Source organism: Runella aurantiaca (genome assembly GCF_003339505.1).
In the GTDB taxonomy this organism is placed as follows: domain Bacteria; phylum Bacteroidota; class Bacteroidia; order Cytophagales; family Spirosomataceae; genus Runella; species Runella aurantiaca.
In genome coordinates, this window is sequence record NZ_QPIW01000020.1 from 57607 (window position 1) to 71683 (window position 14077).

Below are 14077 nucleotides of genomic sequence, written 5' to 3' on the forward strand. Positions count from 1 at the left end.
CTCGTAAATGTCCCTCTTTCAGTGAGTCATTTTGTCCCAAACTGACTACATTTATTCAAATTCACGACGTAAAATTTCAAGGATTTCTTCTACTGTTTCTTCTTCAAGGTCGGTACGGCGAACAAGCTCTTCTCTACTGATATTGATTACTTGTTTTGCAGTATCCAAACCAATCTTGCGGAACTCTTCAATCATCCACTCGTCAATCTCATCCGTAAATTCGCTCAAATCCACATCTTCCTCGTCTTCTTGGCCTTCTACATCACGGAATACATCTATTTCCATGCTGACCAAACGCCCAGCGAGTTTAATGTTTTGTCCTCCTTTACCGATAGCCAACGAAACTTGATCTGGTTTAAGATAAACAGATACCCTTTTGGTCTCTTTATCTATCACCATTGAAGTGATTTTGGCGGGGCTCAAGGCACGCTGAATGAGCAATTCGAGATTTTCGGTATAATTGATAACGTCAATGTTCTCATTATTCAGTTCTCTCACGATGGTATGAATCCGCGAACCTTTCATCCCGACACAAGCGCCCACGGGATCGATACGGTCATCGTACGACTCTACAGCTACTTTGGCACGCTCGCCGGGCTCACGCACAATCTTACGAATGTTGATAAGTCCGTCGTAGATTTCAGGAATCTCGGTTTCAAACAATCTTTCCAAAAATACGGGAGAAGTACGCGAAAGCGTAATTCTTGGCGTACCATTGTTTAGCTCCACTTTATGAATAACCGCTTTAACGGGCTCTCCTTTACGGTATTTATCCTTAAAGATTTGCTCTTGTTTGGGCAGGACTAATTCATTGCCTTCGGTATCTAAACAGATGAGTTCGTTTTTGAGTATTTGATATACTTCTACATTGAGCAGGTCGCCGACCATGTCTTTGTATTTGAAATACAGCAACTCTTTCTCTAAATCTTTTACCTTCTGAATCAGCGTTTGACGTGCAGTTTGCACCAGACGCCGTCCAAAATCTTCCAATTTTACTTCCTCAGCTACTTCTTCACCCACTTCAAAGTCATCCTGAATTTTGCGGGCTTCAGCCAGAGGAATTTTATCCGGTTCCCAAATATCTTCTGAGTTATCGTCCACGATTTCACGGGTACGCCACATTTCGAGGTCGCCAGTATCGGGGTTGATAATCACATCAAAATTGGTATCAGTACCGTATTTTTTACGAATCATCGTACGAAACACTTCCTCCAATACTTTTATAATCGTAGGACGATCAATATTTTTGGAGCGAGCAAACTCGGCAAACGATTCTATCAATACTACGCTATCCATTTTCTTTCAAAACAGTTAATTGTTATTTGTTAAACACAGAACAATTCTTTAAATCTTAAAACAGTTTATCTAAAAGCAGTGATTGTGCGTTGGGAATTAATCCCCATTTCTAACACTACTTAATTTCACATTATTTTTATCCCACCAAACCAGATTCAATACTTAAAAGCAATATTAAAAATACTATTTTCCTGCGGTATTTAAAACGTAATCTGTACTTGAGCCTTTGCAATGTCGGTATAGGCAAAAGGCAATTCAGCAGGGACTTGGTCTTTTTTCTTCTTTTTCAATTCTTCAAGTATCACAAACCCTTCTTCATCCGCCGAGATTAATTTTCCTTTTTTCTCAACACCGTCTTTTGCGATTACTCTTAACGTACGTCCGATATTCTTACGAAACTGCCTTGGCATTGCCAACGGATAATCCACCCCTGGAGAAGACACCTCCAGCGTATATGCATCGGGCAGCACTTCTTGCGTTTCGAGCATTTCTCCCAATTTCCAGCTGATATCGGCACATTCATCAATGCTGATACCCGCATCGCTGTCAATCAACACAGTTACTTTCTGACGAACTTTTGAGGCGGAGACCTGCACTTCTACGATGAAAAATTTGTCATCCTCCAAAAGGGTAGAAAGTAATTCGACAATTTTTTCCTTTACATTCATTTTTTCCCAACAAAAAAGGGGAATCAATTTCCCCTCAGAATCTTAACCGTAAATTGTGGTGCAAAAGTAACATCTTTTTACTAATTTAACAACATCCTTTTTAATTATTTGCTATGTCACAGCATGTTGTCGTGTATGAGTACGGTATAGTTCGACGCACCTCCGAGGCAGCGGAAAGTATTGATAGCACCCAAAACACGGATGTATTTGTTTCGGACCAGACTTTTGACCTGCTCAAACAGTGGGCTTTTGTTCCCCATGCCGATGCTGTAATTCGTTTTTTTTTGCAAAAAGGCAAAGAGTGCCTCCGCTTCAAAAATTACACGGGTATTTTACAAACATCTGACGGTACCCAATTTGAGATTTTACCGAAAATATCCAAAAATGATACCGTTTTTACAGCAAGGCAGAGCCTACTAAAAATGCTCCGTAGTGTCACTGACCTTCCATTTTATCGGCTTTCTCAAGCGCATTTACAACAGGCCAACCAACCACTGTGGGAAATTTTCATTTCGGCTTTTATTCAAGAAATGGAGCAAATTATACAACAGGGCTTGGAACGGGCTTATCAAACCATTGAAACCGAACAAACATTTGTACGGGGAAAATGGCTACCACACCGTCAAAATGCCCTCCATCCTGAATTACTGTTTACCGCCCATGACGAATTCAACGCCGACATCCTGCCCAATCGCCTGCTGAAAACCTGCGTGTTGTTTTTAGGCAAGCGCAGTCAATATTTGCCCAATCAGGTTCGCCTTCGGCAATTGCGTTTTGCGTTGGAAGACGTCAATACCTCCATGCAAGTAAACGCTGATTTTGCAAAATTGGAAAAACTTGACCGACGTTTTAACCGATATGCACAAGCCTTGAAATGGGCCAAAGTGTTGCTCAATCAACAGTCATGGGCGACGGCTGGCAAAGACGTGAATGACTCGTTATTGTTTCCGACCGAACGATTATTTGAAAATTATGTAGCCCGTGGCGCAAAACGTTATTTAGGCGACCATGAAGTGTCGTATCAGGACGATTTGCATTTTTTGGTCGATGACCATTCGGGCAAGCGCCGCTTTCGGTTACGCCCCGACTTGGTGATTCGCAAAGACCAACAAACCGTAGTTATGGATATGAAGTGGAAAAGGATTGAGCCCACTCTCCCTAATTATGGTATAGAACAAACCGATTTGTATCAATTATACGCTTATGGGCGCAAATACAACGCCGATGCGCTGTTTTTGATTTATCCCGCTCATGAAGATTTTCGGGCACCGCTTCCTCCATTTCGTTTTGAAGAACAATTGGTTTTGACGGTTATTCCCTTTGATATAACGGCACCATTACCAGCAGAAATAGAAAAGATGGAAAATTATTTGGAAATGAAATAGAAGAAAAAAAAGGTCGGTCAGCCCAATGGTAAGCTGACCGACTTTGGTTTTTAGGCATTCAATGCGCGGTTGCCCGTAGCAGCCAAGCAAGCCTCCTTGAAGGCCTCTGTGTACGTGGGGTGCGCGTGCGACATGCGGCTTACGTCTTCGGCTGAGGCTCGGTATTCCATGGCTACCACTGCCTCCGCAATCATATCAGCCGCGCGCGGGCCAATGATATGCGCGCCCAGAATTTCATCCGTTTCTTTATGCGCCAATACTTTTACGGTCCCGTCAATGTCCATACTCGCGCGAGCGCGGCCGAGGGCTTTGAACGGAAACGAACCTGTTTTATAGGCAATTCCTTTGGCTTTTAATTCATCTTCCGTATAACCTACTCCTGCTACTTCAGGCCATGTATAAACTACGTTTGGAATGAGCAGGTAATTGATATGGGGTTTTTGTCCAACGATGGTTTCGGCCACAAACACGCCTTCTTCCTCCGCTTTGTGGGCCAACATCGCCCCGCGAATTACATCACCAATGGCATAGATATTAGAAACTTTGGTTTGAAGCGTGTGTTCATCCACTTCGATTTTTCCGCGTTGGTCGGCCGCAAGGCCCGCATTTTCAAGCGCAAGTCCATCCGTATAGGGTTTACGTCCTACGCTCATCAGGCAGTAATCACCCGTAAAAGTAACGAGTTCTCCTTTGGGGTTTTCTGCCGTTACGATGACCTCATCACCCGTATTTTCCACCGTTTTTACTTTGTGACTAAAATAGAAATCAGCCCCGAGTTTTTTTACCGTCCGCTGAAGCTCTTTGCCCATGGTCGCATCCATTGTCGGAATCATAGCCGAAGCATATTCCACAAAGCTTACTTTAGCCCCGATGCGTGCGTATACAGAACCAAGCTCTGCGCCAATTACGCCCGCGCCAATCACGATGAGGTGTTTGGGAATTTCGTTGAGTTGAAGCGCTTCTGTCGAAGTAATGATGCGTTTTTTATCAATCGTAACACCTGGCAATGACGAAGGCTTTGAGCCCGTGGCGATGACGATATTTTTGGAGGTAATCATTTCAATATCCCCTCCTTCTTTGGTCACCTTTACGGTATTTTTATCTACAAATGAGCCAAGGCCTTGGTAGACATCAATTTTGTTTTTCTTCATCAAAAACTCGACACCTTTGCATACTTGGCTGACTACCTCGCTTTTGCGGGCAATCATTTGGGCCAAATCCACCTTTAGGTTTTCGAGCTTAATGCCGTGTTCGGCAAACGTATGCGAAGCATTGTAGTAGTGCTCTGAAGAATCGAGCAGTGCTTTGGAAGGAATACAACCTACGTTCAGGCAGGTTCCACCAAGGGTTTTATATTTTTCGATAATGGCCGTTTTTAAGCCTAACTGCGCGCAACGAATGGCGCAAATGTAGCCGCCAGGCCCCGAACCGATTACGATAACGTCGTATTGCATTGGATTTATATAACTGTTTTAGTCATTTAATTATTCGAACAATTTCACAAAAAAGGGGCACGGTATACCGAGCCCCTTTTTAATTTATATTCTTACACTTCCAACAGTAACCGTGTAGGGTCTTCGAGCAATTGCTTTACTCTGACGAGGAAGCTTACCGAATCACGGCCGTCGATGGTGCGGTGGTCGTAACTTAGCGCTACGTACATGATGGGTCGAATAACGATTTCTCCATTCACCACGACGGCACGCTCAACGATGTTGTGCATTCCCAAAATCGCCGCCTGTGGAGCGTTGATAATCGGTGTTGAGAGCATCGAACCAAAAATACCACCGTTGGTAATAGTAAAGGTTCCGCCCTGCATTTGGTCAATGGTCAGTTTATTGTCGCGGGCGAGGCCAGCCAAACGAATGATTTCTTTCTCAATTTGAGAGAAGGTCATTTTTTCGGCATTACGAATTACGGGCACCACCAAGCCACGCTCGGTCGAAACCGCAATCGAAATATCGGAGAAATCATTGTAAACGACTTCATCTCCGTCAATGAACGCATTTACTACCGGAAATTCCTGCAAGGCTACCGCGCAAGCCCGGGTAAAGAATGACATAAAGCCTAAGCCTACGCCGTGTTTTTCCTTAAATTTATCTTTGTACTTATTACGCAACTCCATGATGGGCTTCATGTCTACCTCATTGAAGGTTGTCAACATGGCCGTTTCATTTTTAACCGCAACCAAACGACGCGCGATGGTTTTGCGCAGCGACGTCATTTTCACGCGGCGTTGGCCACGGGCATCCGCTACTTTGGAAGCAGGGGCAGGAGCCGCAGGAGCCGCTACTGGCGCTTTAGGTTGTTCAGCTGGAGTAGCCGTTGGAGCAGCTTTGGGTTGTGCTGCGATGGCATCTTCTTTCGTTAATCTTCCGCCAACACCCGACCCTGCTACACTTGCAGGGTCAATGCCTTTTTCGGCCAAAATCTTAGCCGCGGCGGGAGATGGATGCCCTGCTGCATAACTATCATTGGAAGCATTGGCCGTAACTGCCTGACCGTTTGATTGCGGCGTTTCAGCCACTGGAGCAGAAGCCACCGCACTTCCAGCACCCACTTCAATTTTACAGATAACGGCTCCGATTGACAACGTCGAACCCGCTTCGGCTACAATGCGTAGCACTCCTGCAGCTTCGGCAGGGAGTTCGAAAGTAGCTTTGTCTGACTCTAGTTCACAAAGAACTTCGTCCAATTGAACAGTATCACCGTCTTTCTTATTCCAACTGGCGATGGTTACTTCCGTAACGGATTCACCCACCGTTGGCACTTTCATTTCCACTACTTTAGCCGCCGTTGCAGGGGCAACAGAAGCCGCAACGACGGGAGCAGGCGCAGAAGCAACGGGCGCGGGAGCTGACGCAGGAGCAGAAACTGCCTCAACCGATGTTTCAATCACACATATCAGTCCACCAATCGGTAATACATCACCTTCTTGTGCTTTAACACGCAAAACACCGTCAGCCTCAGAAACGACATCGAATGATGCTTTATCTGAGTCTAAACTGCATATTACTTCATCACGTTTGACACTATCACCGTCTTTTTTCACCCAAGAACCAATGGTTACTTCGGTGATAGATTCTCCGACGGTCGGGACTTTTATTTCAATCTGTGACATATATTCAGAATTTGGGAATTGTCAATTTGAAAATGAGTTAGGATGAAAACAGAGAATCTCAGTACTACTTTCAATAGTCTGTTTTCAGGGTATTATTTTAAGAAAAAGCCTGCTCAATGAGTTCTGCCTGTTCTTTTGCGTGTATTTTCATATAGCCTGTTGCTGGTGATGCACTGGCTTTACGGGCAATCACTTTTCCTAAACCAATTTCAGGAAACTCACGCAAAATAAATGACCAATAGCCCATGTTTTCAGGCTCTTCCTGCACCCAAATCACTTCCGCTTTTTTGTATTGATCTAGGTACGCCTGTACTTGTTTTTTGGGGAATGGATACAACTGCTCTACCCGAATAATGGCCACATCTTTACGATTATCTTTTTGTTGTTTGTCCAACAGTTCCCAATAAAGCTTACCAGTACAAAGCAACACTTTTTTTACCTTTTTAGGTTCAGCAAATTCATCTCCGAGGGTTTCGCGGAAAGAAGTTCCTTCGGCAAAATCACTTAAAGGCGATACCGCCATCGGATGACGCAGCATTGATTTGGGCGACATCAAAATGGCAGGCTTTCTGAAAGGCAATGCCAATTGACGACGAATCATGTGGAAATAGTTGGCTGGGGTGGTAATGTTGCAAACATACATGTTATACTCCGCCGACAAAATCAAAAAGCGCTCGGGACGGGCACTTGAGTGCTCAGGTCCCTGACCTTCGTAGCCGTGCGGCAACAACAGCACCAACCCGTTCATGGCATTCCACTTCGACTCCGTAGCGGCAATAAACTGGTCAATCATGATTTGTGCACCATTCACAAAGTCGCCGAATTGTGCTTCCCAGATAACTAATGCATGAGGGTTAGCCATGGCATAACCGTACTCAAAACCCATAACACCGTACTCTGAGAGCAGAGAATTATAGATTTCAAATTTCCCTTGTCCTTCGCCGATGTGCGCTAAGCTGTTGTGATTGGCATTGGTCTCGGCATCATGAAGCACGGCATGGCGGTGCGAGAATGTACCGCGCTGAATATCCTGCCCCGTCATCCGAACGGTTTTACCTTCCGTCAAAATAGAGCCATACGCCAACAATTCTCCCGACGACCAGTTCAATGGTTTTTCGCCCGCAAAAATCTGCTTCCGCTCTTCAATTACTTTTTCGATTTGTTTCAATGCTTTGAAACCTTCGGGTAAACTTGTAAGCGCTTGTCCTACTTTTTCAATTACTTCTTTTGTAATACCAGTAGCGGGTGATTTTTCAAAATCCTCGGGCACCGAACGCCGCAATTCAGCCCAATCGCGTTCGAGCTTAGGGCGTTTGTACGGAAGTTGTTTTTGTTTTACTTTTTGAAGCAAATCCTGCAACTCACCTTCGAGTTCGGCCTTCATTTGATCCGCAATTTGCGCGTCCAACTCTCCACGTTCGGTCAATACCTTCAGGTACAAATCCCGACCGTTGAGCTGTTGTGAAATTTTCGAGTACATCGTCGGTTGCGTAAAACGCGGCTCATCCGATTCATTGTGACCATATTTACGATAACAAACCATGTCCACAAATACATCACGGTTAAACTCCTGACGAAACTCAATGGCGACCTTCATCACAAAAGCTACCGCTTCGGGGTCATTTCCATTGACGTGGAAAATCGGCGCATCCACAATTCTGGCAATGTCTGAACAATAAATAGAAGAACGGTCGTCTTCATGATCGGTGGTAAATCCGATTTGGTTATTTATCACAAAGTGCAACGTTCCGCCCGTATAATACGCGGGAAGGTTAGACATTTGCGTCACTTCATACACAATCCCCTGCCCCGCCACAGCGGCATCTCCGTGAATCAAAATAGGCAATACGGGGTCGTATTTGTCCTGTCCTTCAATATGACCGTAGTGTTCATCGGCACGCGCGCGGGCATATCCCACCACGGCAGGATTAACAGCTTCTAAGTGAGATGGATTCGCCATAAGTTTAAGACTTACGGCTTTCCCTTCTGGCGTTTCGATTTGGCTTTCGTAACCCATATGGTATTTTACGTCGCCATCACTAAATTCATCCAGTTCAACGTTTTCTTCAAATTCGTTAAAGACCTGCTCATAAGGCTTTTGAAGTACGTTGGTCAGTACGTTGAGACGGCCACGGTGCGCCATACCAATTACCACTTCCTCCACCCCAAGCTCAGCGCCCCGGTTGATTGCCACATCCAATGCTGGGATAGTCGCTTCTCCACCTTCCAACGAGAATCTTTTTTTACCTAAAAATTTGGTGTGTAGAAAGTTCTCGAAGGTTACGGCATCGTTCAATTTCTCAAGAATACGTTTCTTTTGCTCAATCGTGGGCGTAAAGTTCAGGTATTCCTGTTCAATCTTCTTTCTTAACCAGCTTTTGGCCCGACGGTCGCGGATGTATTGGTATTCAAAACCTACTTTTTCGGTATAGACTTTACGAAGGGCATCGACAATTTCCCGCAGCTTTGCAGCCCGGCCAAACACTTCAATCCCTGCCTCAAATACCGTTTCTAAATCGGCTTCTGCCAAATTGAAGTCTTTTAAATCCAACTCTGGATACCGATTCTTGCGGGGGCCAAGCGGGTTGGTCTGCGACATTAAATGTCCTCTCTGACGGTAGCCTCTTATCAAGTGAACTACCTCCATTTCTTTGCGGGTATGCGAAGCCGAAATGGATGTTTCAGCCACTGGTGCGGCACCATTGCCATTTGATTTAGGTTTATTTTCGCCGTATTTAGCAGAAAATTCAAACCCTTCAAAGAACCGTTGCCAACTTAAATCAACAGAGTCAGGCTGTTGTAAATATTTTTGGTACAGGTCCTCAATGTACGCAGCTTCTGAATTAGCTATATATGAGTATTTTTCCATTAAAAAAAAATGCTGGTTGAAAGTGGGGCAAATTTAGTTCATGTATTTTGAATTCGTTGCAAAAGTCTTATAGATTTAGTAAAAATCTAATTAGATCTTGGATTAGGCTGAAGTGTAAACACAATTTCGTGGATACCCTTGCCCGCTCCAGGCACGCTGTTGGAGTTGCCGTAGAAGTCTTCTACCCGTCGCGAATTGTAGGTGTAGCCTATTCTTATGTTTTTGGAAACGTCATAGCCCAACAATACTTGAACATAATTAACGCCTCCCAAACGAACAGACAACCCCACCAACGCGGCATTTTTGTAGTGCATCAACGCGTTTAAATCCGTCCTAATTTTTCCTTGCTCGGGTTTTGTAATCAGGATAGATGGAACTACATTCAACCCTTCGCTGATGTCCATTTTTAAACCTGCCTGTAAAAAAATGGGGCGTTGATAATTAAGCAGTCCACTTGTGTTGTTGTATCCATAACTTTGTTTTAAGATTTCAGGCATCGAGATTCCTCCAAAAAACATTTCATCCTGATAATAAATTCCGACGCCCGCACTGGCCAATGCTTTATTGATTCCCCCACCAATGTTGATGGCTGAACGCGACGGCAAAACATTAATTCCCCCTAACGCTCCAATGGAAATTTTTTGAAACTCCGAAAGCTTAAAAATATAGGAAGCACTACCAAAAACTGCCACGTTGACCGCTACCCGGTCATTTAGTCCCTGCAATCCCAATCCGACCTTTCCATCGGCAACGCTCCCATCCATGGCGAAAGACTGGGTAACAGGAAGCCCTTGTATACCCGCCACAAATTGTCGGCGAAGAACGGCATTAAAATAAAAATTTTCACGAATACCCGTAGCCGCAGGGTTGATGGCAATTGGATTAACCAAATATTGTGAATATTGAACTTCACGCTGGGCTTGGGTATAGTGGGCAATTAGAAATAGGCAGCAGGCAGTTAGCAGTTTACAGTTTCCGGCAGAGAAAAGGCGATAAACAGTAGGGAGTAGACATTGTTTTTTCATCATAATACCAGTTGATTCATTTATCAACGCAAAAGAAAGCACTAATCTTGCCAAACCCAATAAAAAGGCAGAAGTCAACCCGAACTTCTACCCTTTTGAAACCAACAATTACAGTTTTGCTTGAAGAAACAATCTTACGATGCCATTCCATAATCATAAAAAAAGCAGAAACTCATCAGAGCCTCTGCTTTTGATAAGCAACCTATTAAACATCTACATTTACAAACTCAAAATCTTTATCTCCGTCCGGCGGTTTTGTTGGTGTTCTTCTTCGGTACAAGGCGCTCCGTCTTTGCATTTGTTCACCAGTTTGCTCTCACCATAGCCTGCGGCAATAATCCTTTTGGAAGAGATTCCCTGATTCACGATGTACGCAACCGCGGCCTTTGCGCGCTTGGTAGACAGTGTTTTATTATACTTGGCAGACGAACGGCTGTCGGTATGAGACCCGAATTCAATCTTCATTTTTGGGTACTTGTTCATGACCTCCACCAGTTTGTTCAACTCAGCAGACGCATCGGTTCTGATGTTCGACTTGTCTAAATCATAATAGATATTTTCGATTTTAATCACATCTCCTTTTTCAAACATGGTGATATTTGCCTCTGATGTTTCCCCACCTTTTACTTTACTGCCCATTGTTCCCAAATTATCTTTTAGGGCTTCAATTGTATAATCACAACCGCTGGGCACTTCAAAAAGATAGGTTCCGTTTGCGTCAGTTACAGCTTCCTGAACACTATCATCACATTCATTCCGAAGTAATACTTTCACGCCCGAGATAGGTTTGCGGTCTTTTTGAGTAGTTACTAAGCCCCGAAGTGTAAATGTTTTGGGTTTTACTTTGATTTTCGTCAGCGGAATATCCAGTTTTATGACTTCGGTTATGTCTAAATCTTTGGCAACAAAATCAACTGAATTGCCAACGTATCCTTCATAAGTTGTTTTAAACACAAAGTCGTTTTCTGGGTCTAGGCATAAGCGTATGCTACCGTTTTTGTCTGTTTGACCAGTTTTTACTTCGGTATCACTTTCACTTTTACCCGCCATTTCCACTACGGCATTTGCCAGTGGCATCTTTGTCTCTGCATCAATGACATTTACAATTATGTCTTGACAGGGATTCAACGGACCAGTTCGTTCGAAGCGAAACAAGTCATCATCATGCCCCCCCTGACGGCGGTTGCTGCTAAAAAAACCGCTGGTACGTTCGGCATCGGTAATCAACCCAAAATCATCTTTGGCAGAATTAATGGGTGTTCCAAGATTTCTGGGCTTTTTGGCCATTACGCCTTCAATAAGCTTGGCATAAAATATATCTAAGCCCCCCAATCCAGCATGACCATCTGATGAGAAATAAAGGTTTCCTTGCGCGTCTACAAACGGAAACATCTCGTTACCCGAACTGTTGACCGCTGGCCCTAAATTGATTGGTGTAGACCAATTGGCCCCGTCGTATTTACTGACGTACAAATCCGTCCCACCAAACCCTCCGGGCATATCTGAAACAAAATACAACAGCTTATCATCCTTTGACAACGCTGGATGCCCTACGGAATATTCGTCGCTGTTGAACGGAAGTTCTTTTAAATCCTTCCAATTGCCATTTGCACTTTCGGCAGAGTACAATTTCAGTTTATTAATCCCGTCTTTGCTTGTTTTATACTTTCCGTTCAGGTAGTTATTACGTGTAAAAAGAATTCTTTTCCCGTCTTTAAAAAAGGCTACGGGCCCTTCATGGTACTTTGAATTAATGGATTTCCCCATATTCTGGGACTCAATCACTGCATTTTTTAAAGGTGCGGTAGTGGTACCATTCACGTTTGCACTGCGGTAGTTTCCAGGAATATGTGAATCATTGGCCGTGGGCGAAGTGTATTCATCTGATCCCAACAAATAAACGCCTTTGACCCGCTCGGTCTTATTGACCAACGTTGACCCTCCAAGTTTACTAGTCTTTTTAGAATTGATTACAGACAAATCAGGGATTTCATACAAGTCCAGAAACGCCGTTTGATTCCAACTGTACACTCGTTTTACGTTTAATCCTTCATTGCGAGCGGAAACAAATACCAAGCCTTTTTTGTAATAAGTGGGGCTAAATTCAGCACGGTTCGTATTTATGTTATCTAGTGACTCTACCGTATAGCTTGCTCTATTTTTAGATAACTTATTAACATCCGTATATAATTTATTAAATTCTTTCCCTCGAATATCATCCTGTTGCAACTGATTATAACGCTCATAGGCATCTTTGGCTTCGTCATATTTTCCATTGCTTGCCAATGCCTGTGCATAATATAAATAACTATTGGCTTGAGCCGTCGAAGGTATTGTACCCTCTCCGACCACCAACCGATAAACTCGCTCGGCATTTTGTGTATCTCTGATTTGACGATAGCTATTCCCTAATTTAATCAGGGTATTTAATTTTGTAGAATCCGTAAGACCCCCTTTAAGCGCCTGTTCGTACAAGTCAATCGCTTTAGAATACGCCATCATTTCATATTGACGATTGGCCTGCTGTAAAGACGACTGTGCTTTTACTTCCTTTACCCAAAGACCAGTGGCCAAAATAATGAGTAAAATGTATGTTTTCATATACTACAATTTAAGATAAAAAAAAGGTATATTCTCCTCTGTTGGTATCGTTAAGAACCCTTCATGAAGAATATACCTTTAACTATTTTTAACAAACAGTCTCCTTAGAAATACCGTGGAGTAAGGATTTTGCTCTTGCTAAATCCAAACTCATAACGCAGCATTATTTCGTGGGTAGGAATGCTTAAAAACTTACGTTCTTGGTTCAAACGATTGCGTGTCCAGTCGTAAGAATATCCCAGTCGGAATTGATCTGAAAGTTGTAATTCCAACATCCCAACCAATGCATCTCCACTTAGCACTTTCCCATTGTCTTCCTGAATCTGTCCAGCATAGGTAGAAAATCGGTTATGACGATAAGACATCCCCACAGCAATCCGGTCGTTAAACCAAAGATTAAGATTTCCGTCCAATGACAATCCAGTTCCCTGTACGTAGCGGGCCATCATAGATGGTTTTAGTTTGATGTTGTTACGTCCAATCACAAACCCACTGATGACATAAAAATGACGGCGTACTTTTGCGCGGTTATCTCCAGAGTCATAATCTGAAAGGTTATTTTCTATCAGATAAGGAACCGAAACACCGATGTAAGAGCGATCGTTACTGAGATAAATACCCGTTCCGAAGTTAGGCAGAATCTTAGAAACATTATTGGCAAAAGCGGGATCCGTCAGGTTATTGCCCAGATTCGCTTTCGATAAATCCCAGCGAAAATTCATGGCTCCCCCTTGCAATCCCAATGCCAAGGTTGAACGCTCGCCTAACTTGATACGAAAAGCGTACGACAACATTGCCCCAGTCCAGTTCTCAAGACCCACTTGGTCGTTGAAGAGTTGAAGGCCAAGCCCTACTTTTTCGCGGTTTACAGGCATATCAATGCTGAACGTGGCCGTTTGAGGAGCGCCAGCCATTCCACCCCATTGGTTGCGGTAAAGAGCAGTTGCGCTCAGCACATCGCGGCTACCAGCGTACGCGGGATTTAGTGCCATCATATTGAACATGTACTGGGAGAACATTTTGTCCTGCTGAGCCCAGGTTTTACTGCTACTGATCAAGCTGATCAGTAGCAGTAACATTGTCCATTTTTGTTTGATGATATTGTTCATCGT

The 14077-nt window shown here is 43.8% G+C and carries 9 protein-coding genes; 1 reads left to right on the forward strand and 8 read right to left on the reverse strand.

The window, feature by feature from the left end; translation table 11 throughout:
- Positions 1–51: 51 nt before the first annotated feature.
- Both nusA and rimP read right to left on the reverse strand, forming a co-directional pair.
- Entirely contained in the window at positions 52–1296 is a 1245-nt protein-coding gene (gene nusA / locus DVG78_RS20770; protein WP_114066940.1) for a transcription termination factor NusA, read from the reverse strand.
- Positions 1297–1496: 200 nt separating this feature from the next.
- Positions 1497–1964, reverse strand: a complete 468-nt coding sequence (gene rimP, locus DVG78_RS20775; protein WP_114462963.1) for a ribosome maturation factor RimP — start codon at positions 1962–1964, stop codon at positions 1497–1499.
- A 113-nt stretch (positions 1965–2077) separates the two neighbouring features.
- Here rimP and DVG78_RS20780 point away from each other — a divergent pair, with 113 nt between their 5' ends.
- Positions 2078–3349 (forward strand): McrC family protein, encoded by a 1272-nt coding sequence (locus tag DVG78_RS20780; RefSeq protein WP_114462964.1) that lies wholly within the window; start codon positions 2078–2080, stop codon positions 3347–3349.
- A 50-nt stretch (positions 3350–3399) separates the two neighbouring features.
- On the opposite strand, the gene lpdA is transcribed toward DVG78_RS20780, so the two are convergent.
- From lpdA to DVG78_RS20810, 6 genes are all read right to left on the reverse strand, one after another.
- On the reverse strand, positions 3400–4803 hold the full coding sequence (gene lpdA, locus DVG78_RS20785; RefSeq protein ID WP_114462965.1) for a dihydrolipoyl dehydrogenase: 1404 nt from the start codon (positions 4801–4803) through the stop codon (positions 3400–3402).
- Positions 4804–4895: 92 nt separating this feature from the next.
- Positions 4896–6470: a 2-oxoglutarate dehydrogenase complex dihydrolipoyllysine-residue succinyltransferase gene (odhB, locus tag DVG78_RS20790; protein WP_114462966.1), complete on the reverse strand. Its 1575-nt coding sequence runs from the start codon at positions 6468–6470 to the stop codon at positions 4896–4898.
- A gap of 97 nt (positions 6471–6567) precedes the next feature.
- Entirely contained in the window at positions 6568–9339 is a 2772-nt protein-coding gene (locus DVG78_RS20795; RefSeq protein WP_114462967.1) for a 2-oxoglutarate dehydrogenase E1 component, read from the reverse strand.
- Between the two features lie 86 nt (positions 9340–9425).
- Positions 9426–10367: a PorP/SprF family type IX secretion system membrane protein gene (locus DVG78_RS20800; RefSeq protein WP_114462968.1), complete on the reverse strand. Its 942-nt coding sequence runs from the start codon at positions 10365–10367 to the stop codon at positions 9426–9428.
- Positions 10368–10583: 216 nt separating this feature from the next.
- Positions 10584–12965: an OmpA family protein gene (locus DVG78_RS20805; RefSeq protein WP_114462969.1), complete on the reverse strand. Its 2382-nt coding sequence runs from the start codon at positions 12963–12965 to the stop codon at positions 10584–10586.
- Between the two features lie 104 nt (positions 12966–13069).
- Complete coding sequence (locus DVG78_RS20810; protein ID WP_114462970.1) at positions 13070–14074, reverse strand: PorP/SprF family type IX secretion system membrane protein; 1005 nt, start codon at positions 14072–14074, stop codon at positions 13070–13072.
- Positions 14075–14077 lie beyond the last annotated feature (3 nt).

Excerpts from the sequence above, each read along its gene's own strand:
- nusA (WP_114066940.1), bottom strand. The coding sequence starts at position 1,296 with ATGGATAGCGTAGTATTGATAGAATCGTTTGCCGAGTTTGCTCGCTCC.
- rimP (WP_114462963.1), bottom strand. The coding sequence starts at position 1,964 with ATGAATGTAAAGGAAAAAATTGTCGAATTACTTTCTACCCTTTTGGAG.
- DVG78_RS20780 (WP_114462964.1), top strand. The coding sequence starts at position 2,078 with ATGTCACAGCATGTTGTCGTGTATGAGTACGGTATAGTTCGACGCACC.
- lpdA (WP_114462965.1), bottom strand. The coding sequence starts at position 4,803 with ATGCAATACGACGTTATCGTAATCGGTTCGGGGCCTGGCGGCTACATT.
- odhB (WP_114462966.1), bottom strand. The coding sequence starts at position 6,470 with ATGTCACAGATTGAAATAAAAGTCCCGACCGTCGGAGAATCTATCACC.
- DVG78_RS20795 (WP_114462967.1), bottom strand. The coding sequence starts at position 9,339 with ATGGAAAAATACTCATATATAGCTAATTCAGAAGCTGCGTACATTGAG.
- DVG78_RS20800 (WP_114462968.1), bottom strand. The coding sequence starts at position 10,367 with ATGATGAAAAAACAATGTCTACTCCCTACTGTTTATCGCCTTTTCTCT.
- DVG78_RS20805 (WP_114462969.1), bottom strand. The coding sequence starts at position 12,965 with ATGAAAACATACATTTTACTCATTATTTTGGCCACTGGTCTTTGGGTA.
- DVG78_RS20810 (WP_114462970.1), bottom strand. The coding sequence starts at position 14,074 with ATGAACAATATCATCAAACAAAAATGGACAATGTTACTGCTACTGATC.